This is a genomic window from Niabella sp. ZPM-14, assembly GCF_055693045.2.
This window is the reverse complement of record NZ_CM181148.1, coordinates 91,851-115,086: the sequence shown is the minus strand read 5'-3', so window position 1 is coordinate 115,086 and position 23,236 is coordinate 91,851. Positions and strand designations below refer to the sequence as shown.

The 23,236-nt window shown below is 48.1% G+C and carries 18 protein-coding genes; 5 read left to right on the top strand and 13 right to left on the bottom strand.

All coding sequences use genetic code 11. The features are described 5' to 3' along the window. Nucleotides 1–476 precede the first annotated feature (476 nt). From ACU37H_RS00545 to ACU37H_RS00500, 10 genes are all read right to left on the bottom strand, one after another. Entirely contained in the window at nucleotides 477–2,195 is a 1,719-nt protein-coding gene (locus tag ACU37H_RS00545) for an ATP-binding protein (RefSeq protein ID WP_472702399.1), read from the bottom strand. A 4-nt stretch (nucleotides 2,196–2,199) separates the two neighbouring features. Continuing rightward, entirely contained in the window at nucleotides 2,200–3,342 is a 1,143-nt protein-coding gene (locus ACU37H_RS00540) for a sensor protein KdpD (protein ID WP_472702398.1), read from the bottom strand. 127 nt (nucleotides 3,343–3,469) lie between these two features. Then, a complete protein-coding gene (locus tag ACU37H_RS00535; RefSeq protein WP_472702397.1) occupies nucleotides 3,470–4,546 on the bottom strand; it encodes a porin in 1,077 nt (358 codons plus the stop codon). 92 nt (nucleotides 4,547–4,638) lie between these two features. Next, the gene (locus ACU37H_RS00530; protein ID WP_472702396.1) at nucleotides 4,639–5,199 is read right to left on the bottom strand and encodes a K(+)-transporting ATPase subunit C; all 561 of its coding nucleotides are present in this window, start codon (nucleotides 5,197–5,199) and stop codon (nucleotides 4,639–4,641) included. A gap of 72 nt (nucleotides 5,200–5,271) precedes the next feature. Beyond that, nucleotides 5,272–7,311 (bottom strand): potassium-transporting ATPase subunit KdpB, encoded by a 2,040-nt coding sequence (kdpB, locus tag ACU37H_RS00525; RefSeq protein WP_472702395.1) that lies wholly within the window; start codon nucleotides 7,309–7,311, stop codon nucleotides 5,272–5,274. A gap of 9 nt (nucleotides 7,312–7,320) precedes the next feature. Further along, a complete protein-coding gene (gene kdpA / locus ACU37H_RS00520; protein ID WP_472702394.1) occupies nucleotides 7,321–9,021 on the bottom strand; it encodes a potassium-transporting ATPase subunit KdpA in 1,701 nt (566 codons plus the stop codon). Nucleotides 9,022–9,080: 59 nt separating this feature from the next. After that, nucleotides 9,081–9,143 carry a potassium-transporting ATPase subunit F gene (locus tag ACU37H_RS00515; RefSeq protein ID WP_494407620.1) on the bottom strand — a complete coding sequence of 21 codons (63 nt, stop codon included), beginning with the start codon at nucleotides 9,141–9,143 and terminating at the stop codon, nucleotides 9,081–9,083. A 441-nt stretch (nucleotides 9,144–9,584) separates the two neighbouring features. Beyond that, nucleotides 9,585–10,925, bottom strand: coding sequence for a sigma-54-dependent transcriptional regulator (locus ACU37H_RS00510; protein ID WP_472702393.1), 1,341 nt, complete (start codon nucleotides 10,923–10,925; stop codon nucleotides 9,585–9,587). Nucleotides 10,926–11,021: 96 nt separating this feature from the next. Beyond that, entirely contained in the window at nucleotides 11,022–13,007 is a 1,986-nt protein-coding gene (locus ACU37H_RS00505) for an FAD-dependent oxidoreductase (RefSeq protein ID WP_472702392.1), read from the bottom strand. A gap of 630 nt (nucleotides 13,008–13,637) precedes the next feature. Then, nucleotides 13,638–13,823: a hypothetical protein gene (locus ACU37H_RS00500; RefSeq protein ID WP_494407575.1), complete on the bottom strand. Its 186-nt coding sequence runs from the start codon at nucleotides 13,821–13,823 to the stop codon at nucleotides 13,638–13,640. A 230-nt stretch (nucleotides 13,824–14,053) separates the two neighbouring features. Between ACU37H_RS00500 and ACU37H_RS00495 the strand changes: the two genes are divergently transcribed. From ACU37H_RS00495 to ACU37H_RS00475, 5 genes are all read left to right on the top strand, one after another. Next, a complete protein-coding gene (locus tag ACU37H_RS00495) occupies nucleotides 14,054–14,371 on the top strand; it encodes a hypothetical protein (protein WP_472702390.1) in 318 nt (105 codons plus the stop codon). A gap of 9 nt (nucleotides 14,372–14,380) precedes the next feature. Continuing rightward, nucleotides 14,381–15,229: a hypothetical protein gene (locus tag ACU37H_RS00490; RefSeq protein ID WP_472702389.1), complete on the top strand. Its 849-nt coding sequence runs from the start codon at nucleotides 14,381–14,383 to the stop codon at nucleotides 15,227–15,229. A gap of 11 nt (nucleotides 15,230–15,240) precedes the next feature. After that, on the top strand, nucleotides 15,241–15,921 hold the full coding sequence (locus tag ACU37H_RS00485) for a response regulator transcription factor (protein ID WP_472702388.1): 681 nt from the start codon (nucleotides 15,241–15,243) through the stop codon (nucleotides 15,919–15,921). After that, entirely contained in the window at nucleotides 15,918–17,237 is a 1,320-nt protein-coding gene (locus ACU37H_RS00480; protein WP_472702387.1) for a sensor histidine kinase, read from the top strand. Before ACU37H_RS00485 ends, ACU37H_RS00480 begins: the two co-directional genes overlap by 4 nt. A 97-nt stretch (nucleotides 17,238–17,334) precedes the next feature. Next, nucleotides 17,335–18,138: a DUF4382 domain-containing protein gene (locus ACU37H_RS00475; protein WP_472702386.1), complete on the top strand. Its 804-nt coding sequence runs from the start codon at nucleotides 17,335–17,337 to the stop codon at nucleotides 18,136–18,138. Between the two features lie 593 nt (nucleotides 18,139–18,731). Here the strand turns inward: ACU37H_RS00475 and ACU37H_RS00470 are convergent. Genes ACU37H_RS00470 through ACU37H_RS00460 form a run of 3 tightly spaced genes read right to left on the bottom strand, consistent with a single transcriptional unit; the run spans nucleotide 18,732 to nucleotide 23,126 of the window. After that, nucleotides 18,732–19,472 carry an SDR family oxidoreductase gene (locus ACU37H_RS00470; RefSeq protein ID WP_472702385.1) on the bottom strand — a complete coding sequence of 247 codons (741 nt, stop codon included), beginning with the start codon at nucleotides 19,470–19,472 and terminating at the stop codon, nucleotides 18,732–18,734. 43 nt (nucleotides 19,473–19,515) lie between these two features. Beyond that, complete coding sequence (locus ACU37H_RS00465) at nucleotides 19,516–22,320, bottom strand: hybrid sensor histidine kinase/response regulator (RefSeq protein WP_472702384.1); 2,805 nt, start codon at nucleotides 22,318–22,320, stop codon at nucleotides 19,516–19,518. Nucleotides 22,321–22,325: 5 nt separating this feature from the next. Beyond that, complete coding sequence (locus tag ACU37H_RS00460) at nucleotides 22,326–23,126, bottom strand: alpha/beta fold hydrolase (RefSeq protein WP_472702383.1); 801 nt, start codon at nucleotides 23,124–23,126, stop codon at nucleotides 22,326–22,328. Nucleotides 23,127–23,236 lie beyond the last annotated feature (110 nt).

Below are 23,236 nucleotides of genomic sequence, written 5' to 3'. Positions count from 1 at the left end.
TTGAAAAGAGGTTCCATTAAACTACTGAACCGAGCAGCAAAGGTAGTTGATTTAACCCGTAATGCGCGTGCTTATTTATACAAACCTACGAATTAACAAATGTTTTCCATATAAGGACAAGCGGAGTGCATACATTTTTATCCCGGGCGTTGTTTCAACTTTTTTCATGATGGGAAAGGGATGGAGCCGGATCATGTGTGACAATAAGAGCGATATTTCATGCCGGTCTTTATGACTTCAGCGGCCCCGGACTCATTCCTGGCGCTGGTAGCGCTTTCCAATCCGATGATTTGATTGGTACTTGCGTACAGGAACGGTCAGACGGAGACCGTCAGACCGGGTTAGGATATTATTTGAAATGTTCTGCTGAATAATATTCAAAAGGTTCAACAACTTCCTACTCTGCGTGCTTTGCCAACAAATCTTTGTGGTAAAAAAGCACATAAAAGAAAAAATGTTATGCACCCGACAAGCCGTTACGCATTTAACACGAACCAGAATCGGCTTCCCGATCCATAGTCACTATGAACGCCGATCCGCCCGCCTTCTGCTTCGATAAACTCCTTGCTGATGCTGAGCCCCAGGCCTGTTCCTTCTTTCTGCGAACCCGGTATCCTGAAGTATTTGTCAAAGATCCTGTCGACATATTCAGGCGCAATGCCTCTTCCTGAATCAATCACGCTACATTTCACCATAGCTCCTTCTTTAACTACTTTGATAATCACTGAAGCGTCCTCGTAAGAATAACGGATGGCGTTCGACAACAGGTTATTCAACACCCAGGAGGTTTTTTCCTTATCGGCCATCACGGCCGGCAAATCGCTTTCAAGTTTTTTTTCGATGTGGATCTGCTTTTGATCTGCAGCCGCTTTATTGGCGCTGACCGCATAGTCAACGATCTCCTGAACAGACACGGGTTCAATGTTCAGCTGGATGAGGCCGCTTTCCAGCTGTGTCATATTCAGCAGCTCGCCGGTTATCTTCAACAGGCGTGCGATGTCTTCGTGAATGCCGGTTACCAGCTTGCCCTGTTCTTCATTCAGCTCGCCGACATTCTTGTTTTGCAGGAGTTGAAGGCCCATTTTAATAGAAGAAATGGGCGTCTTCAACTCATGCGATACCGTAGCAATAAAATGGGTTTTGGCAGAATCCAGTTCTTTATAGGGCGTCACATTGCGCAACACGATCACATCGCCGATATGCCGCTCTTCTGTTTCGCCGGTCGGCACGATCTTGATGGGCACCATATCCTTTTCAAAATAACTTTCTTTATTATCTGCGTAGATCTTCATCGGTTGGTGATTCGATCCCTGCTCTTTGAAGACATCGCGGATCAGCGCCTGCACCAGTTCATTCTGAGCAGCTACTTCGCGAATATTTTTACCAACGACATTCGTGTTGAGCAGTCCGGTAACCTGTGCGGCAGTAGTGTTGATAAAAAGGATCTTCTGCTCTGCATCGAGGCCGATCACCGGGTCTTTCATGTTGTTGATCAGCGCTTCGATGCGCTTCTTTTCCATCATTAGTTTTTCGAGATTGCCAGCCCGGTATTCTTCGAGCTTTTCGGCCATCACGTTAAAAGCTGCAGCGAGCTCGCCAAATTCGTCGTGTTGTTCAAAATGAACCCGCCGTGAATAATTCTGTCCCGCAATGTCTTTGATGCTGGTCGTAAGCTCCCTGATGGGATTGGCAATATTTCCGGGAAGGTTAAAGGAGATCGTTAATGCGATGATGAAGCAAATGGTACCGATCACTGCGATCCAGAAAACTGAGGCAGCTGCTGTGTGCTGCGCCAGCACGCTCTTCTGTTGAATGGCTTGCATGTTCAGCAAAATAATATTGGCGATATCCCTGGTGAGGGCCTGTCTCGACGCAGTGTCTTTCGGCATCAGGGTAAGCTGCTTAAAATCCATTTCCAGCTTTTCGGTAAGCGCCCGCTCTCCGGGTTCCGTGATGTTCGCTTTTTGTTGAGCAAGGCTCTTCCTGAATTGACCGGCGTTCGCGGGTACGCTGATGTCTTCATTTACCGCAAGGATCATCTGGCGGCAATAATCGACCGTCTTATAATTATCGACCAGGATATTTTTAGTATCGCCGGATAACCGGTTGACAAAAAAAACGCTGAGAGTGGTCATCAGCAGCACCATCGCAAACAGCGCGCCGACACCCCATAAAAGTTTTGCTTTAATTTTCATTGCTTCAACTTAAAATCACCAGGTCAATGTCACTGGCAGACATCTTCTTAAGCAGTTCATTAAATACATTGGTGGCCAGGATGATGCGGATCAGATTGAGGTGCGGCTTGCCAATGCAGATGGTCGTGATCTTTCTGACCTCACATTGTTCCATGATCACTTTGGAAATGTTCGCCCCTTCTTCTTTAATAATCTCAGCGCCTAACTCCGTAGCCAGTTTGAAATTATTAATCAGGTGCCGTTGTTTATCCAACGCAATGCGACTACTGCTTTCGGAAGGCGTCTGAACATAGAGCACGTACCAGCGGCTGTTATAATAATTGGCCAGCCGGGCGGTCTTGCGGATCACTTTCTTCGCCGTCTTGTCGTTAGAGCTGATGCAGGCCAGGAACTTTTCGCGCTTTCCCGAATGCGCAAGCGTGATTTCCGTGTCTACCTTCCGCTCCACCTGTGAAGCTACTTCCTTCAGCGCCAGTTCGCGCAGCTGCAGGATATGTTCGTTCCTGAAAAAGTGATTGAGCGCCGTCTCGATCTTACCCGGCTCATAGATCTTACCTTCTTTCAACCGGGTGATCAGTTCGTCAGCCGGAAGATCAATATTCACCACCTCATCGGCTTTGGACAATACACCGTCCGGGATACGCTCTTTCACCTCTACGCCCGTGATCGCTCGCACTTCTTCGTTCAGGCTTTCGATATGTTGTATATTGACTGCACTGATCACATTGATGCCTGCTTCGAGCAGTTCCATCACATCCTGCCAGCGCTTTTTATTCTTGCTACCTTCGATGTTTGTGTGTGCCAGCTCATCAACGATGACCACCTCGGGACGCAGGCTGATGACGGCCTGCGTATCCAGCTCTTCCAGTTCCTTTCCTTTATAGAACAGCTTCCTGCGCGGTATTACCGGTAATCCTGCCAGGAGGGCCTGCGTTTCACTGCGGTGATGGGTTTCAATATAGCCGATCTTGACATCGATCCCGTTTCTCATCAATGTATGTGCTTCCTGGAGCATCCGGTACGTTTTTCCGACACCGGCGCTCATGCCGATATAGATCTTGAATTTACCGCGCCTTGATTTTTTAATCAGGTTGATAAACTCGCCGGCCGGTGCTGTCGTTTCTGTATTTCTATTCTGATCGTGCATATAAGAACGCTAAATGAATGTCAATGAAAAAACGGCTCCGGCGAAACCTCCATGCTCCATGGCAATGATAAAATAAGGGCGATCGGGTCTCATTTACCTGAACAAATCTACACATTTGACCCTATCATTAAAAAGAAATGGCCAGCGCTGTTGTGAGCGATAAGTTGTTATTTACCGCACGACCCGCCCTTTGAAAGACCGGATCTTTTGAATAAAAGCCCCTGCACTCGGTTCTCCAGACCACGTTGGTCCGCACGTTGTAATCGTAGTTAAGCGCGTATCCCCAGGTTTTGAAACCGTTGGGCGTCTCCGTCGCGATGATGACTCCGTGTTCATCCTCGTAATACTCGGCCCGCGCAGTGATGTCATGTTTTATTCCGGCTTTGAATCTTGCGATCAACACCGGTGCATACCAGGCGTTATAGGATTTACTGCCTTTCGATCTTTGTTGAGCCCCTATATCAAATCCTGCGGTCAAGCCCCAACGGCCGGATAACCGGAACACGCCATACAGATTATGAAAGTAGCGCATCTGCCGGGCGCTGTCCGGTTGATCGTTGCCGATAAAGGAACTGCTGTTGAGCGTTATTTTTTCATTGGGTTGAAACGTCACCTGGTGACCAAAAGCAGGGGAATTATTACCCTCTGCCCTTTGGATCCTTTGCCATCCGTTTAATAACAGGCCGCTGAATAGCCATTGCCCGTTATCACTGGAGTAAGACAGCCGCGCGCCTGTTTCGTAGTAGGGCGAGTTGTCGGCTATAATACTGCGGGTCAGGGTCCAGTTGTCCTTGCCGATCGCACTTTCAAAACCGATATGCGACGGAAAGATACCTGCATCAATCCAGAGCTCTTTGGCCCCGGAAAGTTTCACACCGGCGTTGGCCTCAAATATATTTTTAAGCACCCCTGCCTCGGCCGCATAATTGGCATTCATGTAGGTTCCCGCGGCAAGCGCCAGGTTCGCTCTTACGCCCGCCTGCCGGTAAGCCACTTTTATGAGGCCCAGGTTCAGGTTCACTTCGTTGTGCCGGTTGTGGGAATACATAAAGGCCGGGCGGGTATGCGCAGAAGGGCGGCCTAAGTCATACGTATAGTATCCTTCGAGGTAACCGCTAACGGTTAAGGGTGTGCCCGCGGGATCGTCTTGCGCCAACCCGTCCAATCCTGCCAGCAACAAGCCGGCTATCCATAGTATTTTCATTGTTTTTGTTGTATTAATGATGAGCGAATGTTGCCTGACGTTCGCTTCATGCGGGATAGCGATGCTTCAATCATTTTGGAATTGAACATGCCTTACTTCATCTGATCCAGGGCTATATTAAGTTTTAACACGTTGACCCTTTCCGTTCCGAATAAGTCCAGCAATGGTTTTTCTGCGATTTTTGAAATTAATTGATAGACCCGTTGTTCGTCCAGGCCACGCACACGTGCCACCCGTTGTACCTGCACGCGGGCAGCTGGCAGGGAGATATGTGGATCCAGCCCGGAACCGCCGGCGGTTACGAGATCGGAAGGAATATCTGCCTTGCGGATACCCGGATGATGAACCAGGAAAGTGTCAATGCGTGCCTGCACGGTGGCCAGGTAATCGGGATTGGACGGCCCTTTGTTACTACCGGCCGCCGCGGCCGCATTATAATCAACGGCTGATGGCCTGGACCAGAAATAATTATCGCTCGTAAACTTCTGCCCGACATGGGTATAAAACTTTTGACCGTTGTAAAAGATCGTATCGCCGCCGCCCTTGCCGGGTGTTAATTGAGCAAGGCCCAAAATGATCCATATATAGATGCCGCAGAAAAAGACCAGGCATACCAGGGTGAGCCTGATGGCCGGAATGATATGTTGTTTCATTTGTTTATTTTTTTGTGTTACGTGTCCGGACGAATTATTGCAGAAGAGGCTTGTGCGGCCGGACGCGGGAAATTATTGAACAAAAAGGGTTACGATCATATCGATCAGTTTGATGCCGATAAAGGGAATAAGGATACCGCCTAAACCGTACAGCAATAAGTTTCTTCTTAACAGGGCGCTTGCGCCTATCGGCTTGTAAGACACCCCTTTTAACGCCAGCGGGATCAGCACCGGAATGATGACGGCATTGAAGATGACGGCTGAAAGGATCGCAGTTTCAGGCGAATGCAGCTGCATGATGTTTAACCCTTGCAAGGCCGGTATGGATGCAATGAAGAGGGCTGGTACGATGGCAAAATATTTGGCAACATCATTGGCGATGCTAAACGTGGTCAACGTACCTCTTGTCATGAGTAATTGTTTCCCGATCTCTACCACTTCGATCAGCTTGGTCGGATCGTTGTCGAGGTCTACCATATTACCGGCCTCCTTGGCTGCCTGGGTGCCGCTGTTCATCGCTACGCCCACGTCGGCCTGGGCCAGCGCCGGCGCGTCGTTGGTGCCGTCGCCCATCATAGCCACCAGGCGCCCTTCGGCCTGTTCCTTCCGGATATAGTTCATCTTATCTTCCGGTTTAGCTTCAGCAATGAAATCATCCACACCCGCTTTTGCAGCGATATATTTTGCAGTCAGCGGATTGTCGCCCGTTACCATGACGGTTTTAATGCCCATTTTGCGAAGCCGGTCAAAACGCTCCTGTATGCCAGGCTTGATAATGTCCTGCAATTCTACCACGCCCATCACCACATCATTTTCCGACACGACCAGGGGCGTTCCGCCATTGCTGGCAATGGCCTTCACTTTTTCAATCACCTCTCCCGGAAAATAGTTGCCGGCTTGCTCTACCTGCTGCCGTATGGCATCTGACGCACCCTTGCGGATCCTGGTATTTTCATAATCGATACCTGAGCTGCGTGTCTCCGCCGTGAAAGGGATGTAGCTGGCGCCGGGTGTCGGGTACTGACCGGGATCCATACCGGCCAGCTCAATAATCGACTTTCCTTCCGGCGTTTCGTCTGCTACCGAGCTCAACACCACAGCTTTGATGAACTGGTCGTGGGACACACCATTGACCGGATGAAAATGAGTAGCCTTCCTGTTACCGATGGTAATGGTACCCGTTTTATCCAGCAAAAGCACATCTACATCACCCGCGGTTTCGACGGCTTTACCGCTTTTGGTAATCACATTGGCCCGCAAGGCACGGTCCATACCAGCTATGCCAATAGCAGAAAGCAAGCCACCGATGGTAGTGGGTATCAGGCAGACAAATAAGGATATGAAAGCAGCAATGGTGATGGGCGTTTTTGCATAATCTCCAAAAAGCTGTAAGGTCACGGTGACGATAATGAATACGAGCGTGAACCCTGCCAGTAAGATCGTCAGCGCAATCTCGTTGGGCGTCTTCTGCCGTGAAGCGCCCTCAACTAAGGCAATCATCTTGTCCAGGAAACTTTCACCCGGCTCGGTGGTCACTTTCACTTTGATCTTATCTGACAGCACTTTGGTACCACCCGTCACACTGCTTTTATCCCCACCCGCTTCCCGGATCACCGGCGCGCTTTCGCCCGTGATCGCGCTTTCATCGATTGTAGCTAAACCTTCGATGATCTCGCCGTCGGAAGGTATGATATCACCGGCTTCACAAAAAAATACATCTCCCTTTCTGAGCCGGGAAGAAGGGACAATGGTGACTTCGTTTACATAACTGTCTCCTACCGGCTGTATCCACCTGGCAGGGGTTTCTTCCCGGGTACGGCGCAGGCTGTCGGCCTGGGCTTTTCCCCTCGCTTCAGCGATAGCTTCTGCGAAATTGGCAAACAGCAAAGTGATCAGCAACACGGCTGTTACTACAATGTTGTAGGTGAGGCTTCCCTGGTTGCTCTGCCCGGAAGCGATCCACACACAAACACCGGTCATGACGAGCGTGCCCACCCATACGGTAAACATGACGGGGTTGCGAAACATTTTGGCGGGGCTTAGTTTGATAAACGACTGTTTCAGCGCTTCTTTCAACAGGCTACCCTGAAACAAATGATGGTTTGTCTTCATTTTAATGGCTTAATAAAGTGAGAAATATTCTGCGATAGGCCCTAATGCTAAAGCAGGGAAAAAGGACAAGGCGGCCACAATGGCGATCACCGCGAAGATCATCAGCCCAAAGGTGGGCGTGTCCGTTTTAAGCGTGCCGGCGCTTTCAGGGATATATTTTTTAGAGGCCAGGCTTCCGGCTATTGCGATCGGCCCAATGATGGGCAGGTATCGGGCGAGCATCATCACTACGCCGCAGGCAATGTTCCAGAACGGCGTATTGTCGCCCAACCCTTCAAAGCCGCTTCCATTGTTAGCAGCAGAGGAAGTAAATTCATACAACATCTCGGTGAACCCGTGATAATCCGGGTTGTTGAGCCAGCCTGCGTATGCTTGGGGATTGCTTGTATATAAATGACTGGCGATGGCGGTACCGGCCAGGATCAGCAACGGGTGAAGCAGCGCAATGATCATAGCTATTTTCATTTCTTTTGCTTCGATCTTCTTGCCCATGAATTCAGGCGTGCGCCCGACCATCAGCCCGCTGATAAATACAGCCAGTATGATAAAAATGTAAAAGTTCATCAGGCCGACGCCTACGCCGCCGTAGAAACAGTTGACCATCATCCCGAGCAGTTGATTCATACCGCTCAGCGGCATAAAGCTGTCATGCATCGCGTTCACGCTGCCGGTAGAAATGACCGTGGTGGCAATACTCCAGTAAGCAGCAGCCACAGGCCCGAAACGGACTTCTTTGCCTTCCATGTTTCCCATCGGCTGGGCAATGCCCAACCGGGCGATAGCGGGGTTGCCGCCAGCTTCCTGAAGAATGGTTGGAATGACCAGCAGCAGGAAACCAAGCGTCATCACACCAAACACCATCCAGGCGAACCTTTTTCTTTTTAACACATACCCCATCGAAAAAATAAGTGCCAACGGAATGATCATCTGCGCGACCATCTGTATGACATTGGTTGCATAACCGGGATTCTCGAGCGGATGGGCTGAATTAGGTCCGAAGAAACCACCACCATTCGTACCGAGATGTTTGATGGCAACAAATGCGGCCACGGGCCCACGGCTTACGTGCACGGTGTCGCCCTGCAGATTTGTAATGGTATCCTTTCCCGCAAAGGTCATCGGCGTACCGTTGCATAACAACAGGATGGCGGTGATCAACGCGATCGGAAAAAGAATACGTGTACAGGTTCGCACAAAAAAGAAGTAGGCATTACCCAGCTTCGTGGTGGTACGCTCCTTCATCGCTGTGAACAAAACGGCGGCTATCGATATACCGCTGGCCGCACTGATGAACTGGAACAGCATCAGCGTCAGTTGTCCGAAATAGGACATGCCTGTTTCGCCTGAATAGTGCTGCAGATTGGTATTGCAAATAAAACTGGTGACGGTGTTAAAAGCCAGATCGGCGCTCATCGAAGGGTTGCCATCGGGATTAAGTGGCAGCCAGCCCATGTTCATTAACACCAACATGCCGAGTAAGAACCAAACCAGGTTGATCGTAAGTAAGGAAAGCAGGTGCTGTTTCCAGGACATTTCCCTGATGGGATCAACACCGGCCAGCTTATAAAATGCCAGGTCAACCGGGTTGAATATCCGGTCGGGCCATGTTGGTTCGTTGCTGAAAACTTTCCCGATGTACCGGCCTAAAGGCACAGCGATGGCGATCGCCAGGGCATACATCAGGATCACTCCAAGGATCTCTGTATTCATTTGTTATTGTTTGAACTTTATTGATGGTTGCGAACCGGTACATGAGCGCACCGGTCATGTCAGAACTTTTCGGGGTGGATCAACACATAGCACATGTACAGGAACACGGCAATGGCGATCATAAATAGTAGTATCATATCTTTTCAAAAAATTGGATGAAAGCGAAAAAGAAGACGAAGAGCAAAAGGCCTGTGATGAGTAAGGTGACTGTCATATTGTTTTGTATGATTGAACAATTGGGTTACAGATAAGAGAGGTGCAACTTTGCTACATGGAGGCCTGGCGCGAAGATGGATGTGGGCATTCATTGTAATTCTTTTAATGCCAACCGTTAGGTCAATTCCTGTTCCACCCCACCTGATTGCAGCTTAAGAGACTGGCTTTCAGTCTGATAAAATAATAACATCAGGCAGGCGCATTAAAAAACCCTCTCAAAATGAGAGGGCCTCTTTTCAATATGATAGGATCGGTGGCCCGGATGAGCATCCTCCAACCTGTGAGGTTTCTAAAGCCTCACAGGTCTTATCCTGAGATGATTGAGCAGGCATCCCACGGATACGCTGTTACAGCTGGTATTCATCGATCTTCCGGTATAAGGTGGCGATACCGATCTCCATTAGCCGGGCCGCTTCAGCTTTATTGCCTTTGGTATGGTTTAACACTTTTTGAATATGAAGCCGCTCAACGCTGGCCATAGAAAAAGCGGATAAGGTCTGATCATTTGAATACGGCATCTGGCGCAGCTCATCGGGCAGGCTTTCAATGTCCAGTCTGCCAGATTCGGTAAGTATAATACTCCTTTCAATGATATTTTTGAGTTCGCGGATGTTGCCATTCCAGCGATGTCTTTGCAAAGCCTGGAGATAAGCGGGTGATATACCATCGATCTTCCTGGCGGTTTTGAGGGCGTACACTTTGGCAAAGGAAACGGCCAGCGCTTCCATATCCTCCAGCCGGTCTCTTAAAGCCGGAAGTGCAATCTGGAACACGGACAAGCGGTAATACAGATCTTCTCTAAACCCTCCTTCGCTTATTTCCTTTTTTAAATCGCGGTTGGTGGCTGCAATGATGCGCACGTTGGTCTTGCGCGGCCTGCTCTCGCCAACTTTCAGGAACTCGCCGCTTTCCAGCACCCGCAGCAGTTTGGCTTGTAGCTCGGCGGGCATCTCGCCTATTTCATCGAGAAAGACTGTTCCATTATGAGCTTCTTCGAAGATCCCTTTGGTATCTTTTAAAGCATTGGTGAACGCACCGGCTGTGTGCCCGAACAGCTCGCTTTCGAGGAGCTCCCGGCTGAAGGCCGCACAGTTGATCGGAATGAAAATATTTTTACTGCGCGAACTCGCATTGTGGATCGCCTGGGCAAACACTTCTTTGCCTGAACCGGTTTCTCCCGTCAATAAAACCGTCGCATCGGTACCGGCCACTTTTTGAGCGGCTTCGATCGCTGTCTTTATTGCACGGGAACTGCCAATGATGGTATCAAAAGAATATTTCTTCTCTAACTGCCGTTCGAGCTGACGAACTCTTTTGGCCAGCGTTACTTTTTCTGTGGCCTTCGCTAAAAGCGGAATGATCTTGTTGTTATCATCTCCCTTGGTGATATAATCAAAAGCGCCGTTCTTAATGGCCTGCACACCATCTTCGATATTTCCATAAGCTGTCAGCAGGATAACCTCGATCAGCGGATATTGCTTCTTTATCGTACTGATGAAATCCACGCCATTACCATCGGGCAGCTTGACGTCACACACAACAACATCGATATCTTCTGCTGCTAACTGTTTCAACCCGGTTTTTAAATCAGCTGCATGCGTCACTTCATATCCTTCCAATCCAATGATCCGGGATAAAAGGCTGCGCAGCCTTTCTTCATCATCGATAACCAGCACTTTTCTTTGCATACGGTAAATATACAACTAAGCGATTTTTAAAATGACGGATCACTATGACAGCTACACAATGAAGGTAGATGATACGAAGTGATCATCATGATGCCATTACTTCCCTGAAACCGGCACCAGCAATACCGCATCAGCCGCAACAACACCGTTGGCGTTCTTATTGGACACGGCTACATAAGCCTTGTCACCTGCCGGCAAATAAAAAGTCCCCAACGATACCCACTCACCCGAGGTCTGCCCGGTAACCCGGACGTCTTTGCTATTGATTGTTTTGGCGACAGTCTTTTTCCCGTTATAAATATCAACGGATACCTGTTCAGATGCCCGCTGCAGTCTTGGATAGTAATAATAAAGCGTGTAGTTGCCTGCCTTTTTTACCTGCGGCTGAAAGCGGACCACCGCTTGTTGCTGGTCGGTACTGGTCAACGTAGATGGTCCATACCCGCCAATGGCTTTCTGATCCCATTTTCCGGACAGCACTTTAGCATCCGCATCATCAACCAAAATTTCTGCGGTGCTGCCATCGCCCAACGGGTCAGTTTTTAATTGTTGCTGTAAAGAAGGAATATCAACCTCCTGCACGGAGCAAGAGGCATCAATGGCCATGGAAGCCGCCGTGGCAGCGGATTGTGCGAGCACCATAAATACGGGTTCCATGCGGATAGAACCATAGGCCATATGACTGGCTGATAAACATACCGGCACCAGCAGGTTGGTACACGCTGTTGGAGCGGGCGTGATAGACCGGTAGGCTACCGGGTAGGGTTGTATCCCATGGATCTGCACGTCTCCTTCGTTCTTGACCATGCCCTTCCAGACAATGCGTTGCGCATTATGAGAATCCATGTTGTAGGCTGCCATCCCCACACCGTCTGCGACTACTTCCCTGCCCTGGCAGTTGGCCTGTGTCATCACATAGGCACCCAGCATCCTCCGCGCCTCTCTCACATACATCTGTGGCGACCAGTGGTTGGACGAGATGTATTCATCTTTTGGATAGCCCCATTGCAACATTTCATTCCTGATGCTTGCCGGCATCCGCGGGTCGTGACCGATAAAATATAAAAGCCCTTTAGTATAATCCACATGCTGTTGAAAGATCGCTTCGCGGGTGGCGTAGTCGCCATCCGGATACTCATAGTTCATGCCGATCATATCCGTTGAAAAAGGGCCCTGGTTGTTAATATCGGTTTTATTATTAGGCATCAGATCCATTTTAAGGATCGCCCCGAGTTGCTTTGCCGGTTTTACGGACAAGTATCGCAGCAAGAGCTCGTATCGCTTCGGATCATAACGCTCAGGCTGCTCAATCGGCAGGCGGTTGGCGGGATCCTTTGTCAGACAGATCCTGAAATTGTAAGATTGTATTTTCTTGTCACCGGAGCCTTCTTCTTCCAGGGCAGCATCGCTGATCCCCCATAACAAGCCGATTTTTGGCTGACCCGGAATGACGTAGGGATCCACGCCATCGGGAAACTGGTGCTTTTCTTTGAGCTGAACACCATTGACGGTTTCGTTGTACAAGGCGTTCGGTTCCCGGCCGGTGGTGTACTGCACGCCGGCCCGCGCCATCAGGTCGCCCTCATAAGAGCAATCGATAAATTGCCGGCTGCTGACGGATGTTGTACCCTTTGACCCATCACTATTTTCAAGGACGATCGATTGGATGACGGTGCCTGACTTGTTCACATCGCGAAGGCGCTTTCCATATAGCACCCGGCAACCCGCCCTTTTGATATAATCCAGGAAAACCTGTTCAGCGACCTTGGGCTCAAATATCCATTGCTCAAATTTGCCGTAATGTTGCCCCACCCGCCGGTAAAAGTCGCGGGCTAACCCGGTAACGACGTATTTGTTACCAATATCGGTGAATCCCAAACCGCCGGAAGACAGGCCGCCCAGGCGCTGACCCGGTTCGATCAACACGACGGTCTTATCCCGGAGCGCTGCCGTGTAAGCAGCAATAACACCAGCCGAGGTGCCGCCATAGATACAAATATCTGCCTTGATGGGGTCTTCAGTAGTTTGAGCGTTCAGTAACGAAGTAAAGCTTAGGGCAATCGATAGAAAGATGTGTCGCATCAGCGCTTTTTAAAGGGTTAATGGCTTATAACGGGCTTGGATCTATTCACATGAACAACCCAAAAGCCCCGGCCGGGCCAGTCCAGCTCCCGGACCATCGTTGATTCGGCCTAAAGATATAAAACTATCTTATTCGCCAATGCTTCTTGCGGATGTAGGGTGCATAACATTTTTATCCTGGGCGTTGTTTCAACTTTTTTCATTCTGGGAAAGGATGGAGCCGGATCATGTGTGCCAGCAAGAGCGATATTTCATGCCGGTCTTTATGACTTCAGCGGCCCCGCACTCATTGCTGGCGCTGGTAGCGCTTTCTGATCCGATGATTTGATTGGTGCTTGCGTACAGAAACGGTCAGACGGAGACCGTCAGACCGGATTACGATATTATTTTGCCGACAAATCTCTGCGCACTCCTTTGCGGTAAAAAATCACATAAAAAGAAAAAATGTTATGCGCCCGCGGATGTATTCATTTTTTGATCAGGAGACAGATCGATGACCGACGGTTAAAATGCTGTGCATGTATTAAGGCAAAGCCTGAAAGCCCCGGGCAGGGGCTGAGGAAAAGATTGTACAGTAAATACCAATTGAATCCGAAGAATAGTTCCGGAACGATGGAAAGGCTATTGAAACTAGCCTTCGTCTCTTGTATTTTTCACCAGGCCAATGCCGGCAAAGAAAAAGATCAGGGCGATAACACCGATGACTACAAGAGAGGTATAGTTAGTGCTTTTGTTGATCAACTCATATCCTGTATAGATCAATCCAATGGTACCTAAAATAGTCAGCACTGTACCGAAAATACGTTTCACATTCATGGTCTTAGTTTTTATCCTATTAGCAATATCTGTGCCTCAAATGGAAGTAGCTGATGACCGGTGCTGATCTTATCGCCGGGTTTGCCGGTCGGCTTATGAGATTTTCATCTTTTCTTCATGACCAGTAACTAAATTTGTCGGGCTTGATAGCCAGGCGCGTGCCGTGTCATGCTTATAATTATTACCTTTAGGTGCGCTTCCCGGCAACAATTATATCCATTTTCATTGTTATGAACTTTAAGCTATTGTTTTTCTGCTCCATCTTCCTGCTTTGTTTCGCTATGGCTGTGCGGGCGGGCAATAAAACGGCTTATCCCGTCATGGTTTTACCGCTTACAGACACACTTCCTCCGAAAAAGCAGGAACCAGGTAAAAAGAATCCTTCCGATCAAAAAAACACGGAACCACCTGCAGGAAAGCCATCATCGATCAAGAAAGTACCCAAAGCAAAAAAACAGGCCCCTCCCAAAGTGGTAAAGCCGAAGGTCAACGTGCGGCCGGTGAAAGTGATCAAACCTAAAATCAAAGGAAAAGGTATAGGCAGATAACAGCATTCTATGCAAAAGCACATCATATATCTGATCGCGTTTATCAGCGCTGCGTTGCAGACTACAGTGCTTTGCAGTCAGACAAATGATCCTGTTGACAGTGTGGAAACAGCGCCGGGAACTACTTTTACCATAGGCCTCATCACCTGCTCCAACGCCGACTTTTATGGTCAGACCGCAGCAGAGAAGTTACCCTATGCAGCACTCGCGGCCTCATTGCGCCTGCCTTTCGGATTGTATGTGAGCGGCGTAAGCTACCGTATCCTGGGTGATCAAAGTACTGCACCATTTGTTTCGGCATCGGCCCTGGGCCTGGGTTATACAATGGACATTACTAAACGGTGGAACGCAGACATTAGTTACACGCATAATTTTTTTCCTTCCAATTCAGCTATTCTACAGTCGGGCGTGTCGGGTATTGCCAGCGGCGAAGTAACGTATCAGCACTGGCTGGCAACGAAAGCAATTTTTGACTACCTGGTGGGAAGCGAGCCGGATTATTACTTCACGCTGAGTAACGCCAAAAATATAGATTGGCCTGCCTCCTCGGGAAAAGCCATCGTTTCCCTGACACCCGAGCTCAGCCTGGTGGCTGGGACCCGGCGATTTTACGAGTCCTACCTGGTGAATCGAACAAACAAGGGAAAAGGCAAGGGCCAGCCTCCGCCTGTGGAGCAGACCACTTTGCAAAATACATTTGGAATGGTTTCGTACAACTTTAAGCTACCCGTGGGTTATAACCGGTCCCATTACCTGCTGGAACTGGCCTATCAATTGTCGTTGCAGGGAAGCAACTCGATCACGGGCGCAGGTCGAACCAATTCTTTTGTGACGTTGAGTGCCTATTACCAGTTTTAAAGCGAGACAATATGAAAGTCCTGATAATTGAAGATGAGCGGTCACTTGCCCTTGAGATGGAACATTTTCTGCAACAATCACATTATATATGCGAGCTGGCCTTTAATGGTGCAACAGCCCGGGACAAGTGGCACGGGCAGCCTTACGATTTTTTCCTGCTTGACATTGGCTTACCGGATACGAACGGCTTGTCGCTGCTGAAGGAGATCCGGAGCGATCACCCCGACGCTGCAATCATCATGATCACCGCAAAGGGAGACCTGGAAGACCGGATCAAAGGCCTGGACCTCGGAGCAGATGATTATCTGCCGAAACCCTTTTCGCTGCTGGAATTGCGGGCAAGATTGAATGCGGTGGCCCGGCGTAAATTCCAGGTCAATGATTTTTGCATCCGGCTGGGCGGGTTTACGATCGATCCGAGGGAGCGAACCCTGACCTATGGAACGGATGCTATTGAACTATCTAAAAAGGAATTTGACCTGTTGAGCTTTATGGTGCTGAATAAAAACCGGCCGCTCACCCGTCTCCAGATCAGTGAACACCTGTGGCCAGACAATTCTATTGATGAATATGATTCAAATTACATCGACGTGCATATCAAAAACATCCGGAAAAAATTGCAGGCTCATGAATCGCCGACCTGGCTGGAAACGGTAAGAGGCATTGGTTATAAAATAAAATTCTCCGATTGAAACTACAAACGAAACTGGCCCTTTTTGCGACCTGCTCATCGCTGATCATCGCGTTGCTGATGATTTCGCTTCTTCCGTTGTTTGTGAAAGTTATCGCCGACAAGAACACCAATGCAGCACTGGTCCAGCAAAAAGCGAAAGTGCTGAAGGAAATAAAAGCTAACGGACTGGATTATTACCTGCAGGGTGATTCCAGTTATGGAAGCTACTCCATGCTTAAAGACGAGTATATTTCAATTGAGCCGGGTATGGATGCCAACCCGCCTGATCTTATTAAAACAGAACAAAGAATCGTTGAGCAGGACACGATCAACTACAGGATCCTGACGGAGCAGATCTCGATAGCAGGGAACAACTACTTGCTGGAGATTGGCCGGAAGGTTTCGACGATCAACCAGGATAGCCGTGAATTACAGAAAATGGCTTTATACGTACTGACCGGTTTGGTCCTGCTGTTATTAATAGCCAACATTATTTATACGCGGCACCTGCTTCAACCGTTAAATTATATTATCAACACAAAGTTGCTGCACCAGAAATTCCCCTTCCGCAATCAACCAGCACCGGTTGCTACCTCCACTTTTGACTTTAAATACCTGGACGCCCGGATCTCCGGACTGATGGAGCAGATCAATGCGGCTTTTAAAAAGGAAAAAGAATTTTCGTCCAACGCCTCGCACGAACTGATGACTCCTATCAGTATCATTCAAAGTAAACTGGAAAACATGATCGTGGACGAACCGATGCAGGACGAGCATGTGAAGAAAATAGAAGAAGTACTGCGAACGCTGCACCGGCTTAAAAAGATCGCTCACTCTCTCCTGCTGATATCCAGGATTGATAACGAACAATATGTGAGGAACGACCAGGTGTCAATACATCAGCTGTTAGAGAGCGTCATGGAAGAACTGAGCCACCGGCTGGAGCAAAAGCAACTGCAACTGAGCGTTGACATCGATAAATCGGTAACGCTGCGTAGTGTCAATAAAGACCTGCTTTTCCAACTCTTTTTCAACCTGTTGAATAATGCTATCCAGTACAACAGGCAAAACGGTCGCATCGACATCAAGGATCTTTTAACGGCGGATGGCCAGTACACTGTAACCATCAGGGATACCGGTATCGGCATCCAGGCAGCTGACCTACCTTTCATTTTTGACCGCTTTAAAAAGGCTCCTGCCGCGAGTGAAGAAAGTAATGGATTAGGGTTGTCCATCGTCTCCTCTATTGCCCAGTATCACAACATACAGGTCCTTGTGTCTTCTGACGAAACGGGAAGCGCTTTTGAAGTGATGTTTGGGTCAGAACATTTATAATTTTTCATTTTCCCTTCATCTTGTGCGGTTAGGTTTGCAGTATAATCCTTACCGGAAGCCATGGCTCTCGCAGCCCATAGCTTTAAAATTCAATTCTATGAAGAAAAAATTCATTTTGTTTACCCTTTTTGGCCCACTCTTCTTAGCCTCATGCTCTAAATCCGACAACAACGCTCCTGCTGATGGCAAGGCCAGCGTTCAGATGTTTTTAACCGACGCGCCAGCAAATTATGACGCGGTGTATCTATCTGTGAGAAGTGTTGAGATCAATAACAGTTTGGATGATAAAGGTTGGATCACTTATCCGATCAATCCCATCTCAGCACCTATCAATATTTTAGACTACCGGAACGGTGACGTGTACACCCTGGGTGAGCCCTACGCGCTCGCCGCCCGAAAGATCGAACAGATCCGTTTGGTATTAAATGAAACCGGCAACTCGGTTGTGGTGGATGGCACTCCTTATGACTTGACAGTACCCTCGGGGTCGCAATCAGGGCTAAAAATTAACTTTCACCAGGAACTGGAACCAGACGGCGTCTATAAGATCTGGCTGGATTACGATGTGGCACGTTCCATTCATCAGACCGGGAACGGCAGATACATGATGAAGCCTGTCATCAAAGCTTTTAGCGAATTGGCTAACGGACAAATATTAGGCTACCTGAAGCCAGCGGAAGCACTCGGCCTGGTGCATGCCATACAAGGCCCTGATACCATCGCCAGCGCCATTCCAGCGCCGGATGGCTATTACAAATTCGTAGGCCTGCCTGCGGGAACTTACAATATTTCGTTTGACGCCGTTGATACAACCGGATATATCGACGCCGTAAAACCAGGAGTGCCGGTTACATTTGGTAAGGCAACTGATTTAGGAACTACCACATTAATTAAACCTTAGAAAATTCTTGGTACCGGTTGGAGGTTTATAAAGGCTTACAGTTTTCTGTGGGCCTTTACTCTTTTTAACCCTCAACACCCGCCCCGGATGGCAAAGACGCAAAAAAGCCCAGCCGGTAAAATGGCTGGGAATAATAAGACAGTAATTGCAAATTAAGAAACTCCTGCTAACGGTGTTTCTTCCGCTGGCCCGGCGCAAACGGTTTGGCAGACTTGGTGCCGTAGACCTTCTTGGCCTGACCGGGAGGTAATCCTCTTCCGCGGGAAGGGTGATGACCGGGTGCGCAGCTCAATAAAAATGCTGAAAGGCTTAAAAAAATAAGTAGTCTTTTCATAATAAAAGATAGTAGTGTCAAGGATTTTAGATGATACCAAATGACAAATATTCATCATGAAGGTGAAGGCTCCATGAAATGAATAGATCATTAACATGGTTAATATACGAATAAAATAACAAGTGTCCTTATATTATTTGTACACGCTGGACGGAAGCTCACCTGATCCTGCGTATTGGCAGCATGGGTGGACCGAGGGGCCCCTTTGTAAACATGATTTTTAAAGGTTGGCAAGACCCTATTTTAGGATACGCTGAATTTAAGCCATTCCTCCATTGACTCCCAGGGTTTGGCCGGTAATCCATTGCGAATCCTCGCTGCTTAGAAACAAAATCAGCGGTACAATATCTTCTACCGCTCCTATCCTGTTAAACGCCGACAAACTGGCAATCCGCTTTATTAATTCTTCTGATTTGCCGCTCAGAAACAATTCTGTGTTCATGGGGCCGGGCAGTATAGCGTTTACTGTGATCCCCTGAGCACCGATTTCTTTCGCAAACACTTTGGTCATCTGTTCTACAGCCGCTTTCGTTGCCGAATAAACCGCGTATGCAGGCATCATCAGCCGGGACGTTGAACTTGAAATATTAATGATCCGTCCGTTTTGCTCCATTTGTTCAGATGCTGCTTTCATCATTAAAAAAACGCTCTTAACATTGATGGCAAATTGTCGATCAAACTCGTCTTCCGGAAAATCTTTCAATAATTTAGTAATCATTATGCCAGCGTTATTAATAACGATATCCACTTTTCCAAAATGTTCTTTCGCTTTTTTAAACAACAGATCTACTTCTTCGCTTACACTAACATTTGCTTTTACCGCTATTGCATTCCCACCGGCCGAGCGAATTTCATGTAAGGTATGTTCTGCCTCCAGGTCATTGGAATTGTAATTGACCACCACATTGACGCCCCTGGACGCTAAAGCGATGGCCACCACTTTACCTAAACCTCTTGAAGATCCTGTAACGATCGCTGTTTTATTTTTTAAGTCTTTCATGTATGATCAGTTTTAATACAAAAATACTTGGCCTGGTAAATTATTATGAGGAACGATCGAGAAGCTCCTTTAACACCTGCTTCAATTCCTCTTCCGTCGCAGCATATGCTCCTTCCACCAACGTAACCAGTTCTTTAACACGCATAATGTCTTTCCTACTATCGCTGTTTTCTATTTCTTCCATCATATTGCCGGGACCGGCGCATCCGATGAAACGAAAAGATCCTTTCAGTTTGTGAGACAGGAAAGTGATGGATTCATGATCACCGGCTGCCACGGCATCCCGAAGCTGGCGGATATTGGGGCCCACTGTTTCAAGATAGCTTTCTATGATTTCACTTAAAAATTCGTCGTCACCGCCGCCCAGTTCCAATATATAGTCCAGGTCGATATGCTTATAAGCAGTCGTTTCTACGGGATGTCTGCTGTCTAGTTGGTCCGCCCAGCGTTTGATCAGATTTTCGATATCCTGGATTTTGTAAGGCTTACTCAAATAGTCGTCCATCCCTGCCTGCAACAGCTTTTCCCTGTCGCCCATCAATGCGTTTGCAGTGAGACCGATAATGATCGGTCGCGGGCCGCCGGCATGATGTTCCAGGATCAACTTAGTGGCTTCATACCCGTCCATCTCCGGCATCATCACATCCATAAAGATCAATTGGTACGCTGTTTCAGCGGCTTTTTGCACCGCCTCCCTGCCGTTCTCAGCCAGGTCAATCGAGTAACCCAGCTTTTTCATTGCACGGATGATAAATTTCTGATTGATAAAATCGTCTTCGGCCACAAGAATACGGATGGGCAATGCCTGGTGCGTGGGCTCAGCACTTTTCTGCAATTCCTCACCGCGATGGCTTCCACTCCATATCTGAAGCAACACGTCTTTTATGTGATCATGCTTCGCCGGTTTATTGATTACAGCACGAAATAGTTCTTTAAAGTCTGCGTCTGCAGGCAGATGACCAGCGGAACTGAAAAGAATAAGCGGCAACGTTTGATCATGCCGGCGAATCAATCTTCCCACTTCGACTCCGTTTACTTCCGGCATCAGCAGATCAATGATCGCCACATCAAAATGTTGACTCTTCACAAGACTCAAACCTTTGTTATAATCGTTAACCGCTGTAGCAGTCATACCCCACAGGCTGCACTGCTTGCTCAATATCTTGAGGTTGGTTTCGTTGTCATCCAGTATCAGGACCTTCTTGCCGTGCAAAGTACCTGAAGAGGTTTTTTCTTCGGCCCTGAATTGTGTAACCGTCGTGTTGGCAGGCACCTGGATAGTAAAAATAAAAGCCGATCCTTTATTTTCTTCACTCTCGAGGCGTATCGAACCTCCCATTAACAACACGAGACGCTGGGAGATAGCCAGACCCAAACCTGTGCCGCCATACTTGCGCGTCGTGGAAGAATCGACTTGTGAAAAGCTATCAAACAGTTTATGGAACTTCTCGCGCGGAATACCGATGCCGGTATCCTTGACTGTAAATTGCAACGTATATATACCGTCTGTCAGCGCTATCTTTTGCACTGTTATTTCAATCTCTCCCTGTTGCGTAAATTTGATGCCGTTAGAGATCAGATTCAATAAGATCTGCCGGAACCTTGTCGGATCACCTATAATTTCTGAAGGAACATCAGGTTCCATATAATAAAGAAGATCGAGCCCTTTCTCATTGGCCTTTACGCTCATCAGATCGTAGGCTTCCTCGATCGCTACTCTTAATCTGAACGGCTCCGCCTCCAGCTCGATTTTTCCGGACTCTATTTTAGAAAAGTCGAGGATATCGTTGATGATGGACAGTAAAGATTCGCCGCTCACCCGGATGGTGTCTACATAATCTTTTTGCTCTGCATCCAGTGGCGTCAGCGCCAGCAGGCTGGTCATACCTATCACGCCATTCATAGGCGTTCTTATTTCGTGGCTCATGTTTGCGAGAAAAGCGGACTTCGCCTGATTCTGCTCGTCTGCTAACTGCCGCTTCTTATCAAGCTCAGCATTAAGCATTTTAAGTTGCTCCGAAGCTGCATACATCGGTGTAATATCTGCGAACACCCACAACCTGCCCCTGATGTTGTTGGATACCACGGGCACGCAGGACACATCCAGCACTTTGGATACCGGATCCCCGAATATCCATTTCCAGCCTTTAACAGAGCCATCGGGCTTTTGAAACAGCCTTGCTGCTTCCTGCTCTATCTCCTTTGCGTTAACCGCCGTCATTCTCCACTGTTGCATCGCCCGGGAAATTGCCAGTGAAGTATTGGGTCCAGGATGGATATGCAACAACTGAGACGCCGCGATGTTGACCCAGCCGTTTTGCCCGCTGTTATCGACAAATAAAATAGCCTCATCAACCGCGCTCAATATCGCGTTGAACCGGGCAGAAAGATGTTCGAACGAATAATAGGTCTGCACCAGCATGGTCATGCCCTTCAGGCCTTCCCACGCCTGATGTAAAAAGGTTTTGTAAGCTTCATCCACAGGAACGTCGGTCGCGATGACAAAAACTCCGGCCAGTGTATCGCGGCTCACGGGGAATATAATATTGGTACCCGCGAATAAATTGACGTTGGGATCGTCTTCTACTTTTATGTCACCTGCTTCTATGACCAGCTGCGCATATCCGGCATCGAAAAATTCGGAGACAGGCATCGTGGAATAAAGAACCCTGGCGGTTATTGCGTCTTCGAGCCTGACCAGGGCTGCGGCGTTTGCAAGCGTATGTTTATGTAAGCTTTCAGTGATCTTTTCGCGGATCAAAGCGATGTCCTTTTCATCTTTTACCTTATATAAACTGAGTAAAAAATCAAGTGCCTGTTTTTGCCAGTCGATTGTTGCGGGATCCACAGTAATTATGCTATAAAATTTTTGATTTCTCTGATAATTTCATCAGGAGCGCTGATATGGGGAAAGTGGCCCTCGGCATCTATTTTGATCAAAGTACTACTCTTAATATGTTGATTCAGATATAGGGCGACCTCCCAGGGCACGGCATTGTCATGTTGTGTCTGCAGCAGAAGCGTTTCGGTGGATACGCTGGATAGATCCCTCCTATGATCAGACTGAAAGATGACCCGGGCGACGGACTGTGCAATGTCGGGCCGGACAGCCGCCAGCGTACGGGCAAAGCTCTCAGCCAGCTCAGGCTGATCATGATTTTCCATCACCATCGGCGCAAAGCCACTCACCCATGCGTAATAGTTATTGGCCATAGCTGCATACAACTGATCCAATGCTTCCTGGGTGAACCCGCCGATATACCCTTCATCATTCAGGTATCTTGGTGATGCACCTACCATGACCATCTTTTTGAACATGGAAGGATCTCTCAATGAAGCCAGTAAGCTGATCATACCACTTACCGAGTGGCCCACCATAATAGCATCTTTCAGATCCAGGCTTTTACATATATCGACAAGATCATTGGTATAGGAATGCAGCGTATTGTATTTATTAGGGCTGAACGCCGCGGGATCAGATTGACCGGCACCAACATTGTCATACCTGATCAAACGGTAGTGGTCGGAAAACGCAGCGGACACCCCGTCCCAGGCTGTTTGATCGGTACCAAAACCATGAGCGAATACAATGGTCGGTGATGCGGATTCATTAATGATAGTTACATTATTCTTTTTAACGATATCGATCGGCATTAGCGGGCTTTTCTTTTCTCAAAATTAAATGATCAGATAAACTGAATATAATCAGATAGCATTATTATGCCTTTTCGCAGGTTATAATCATTTATTCTGTTGTACCTTAG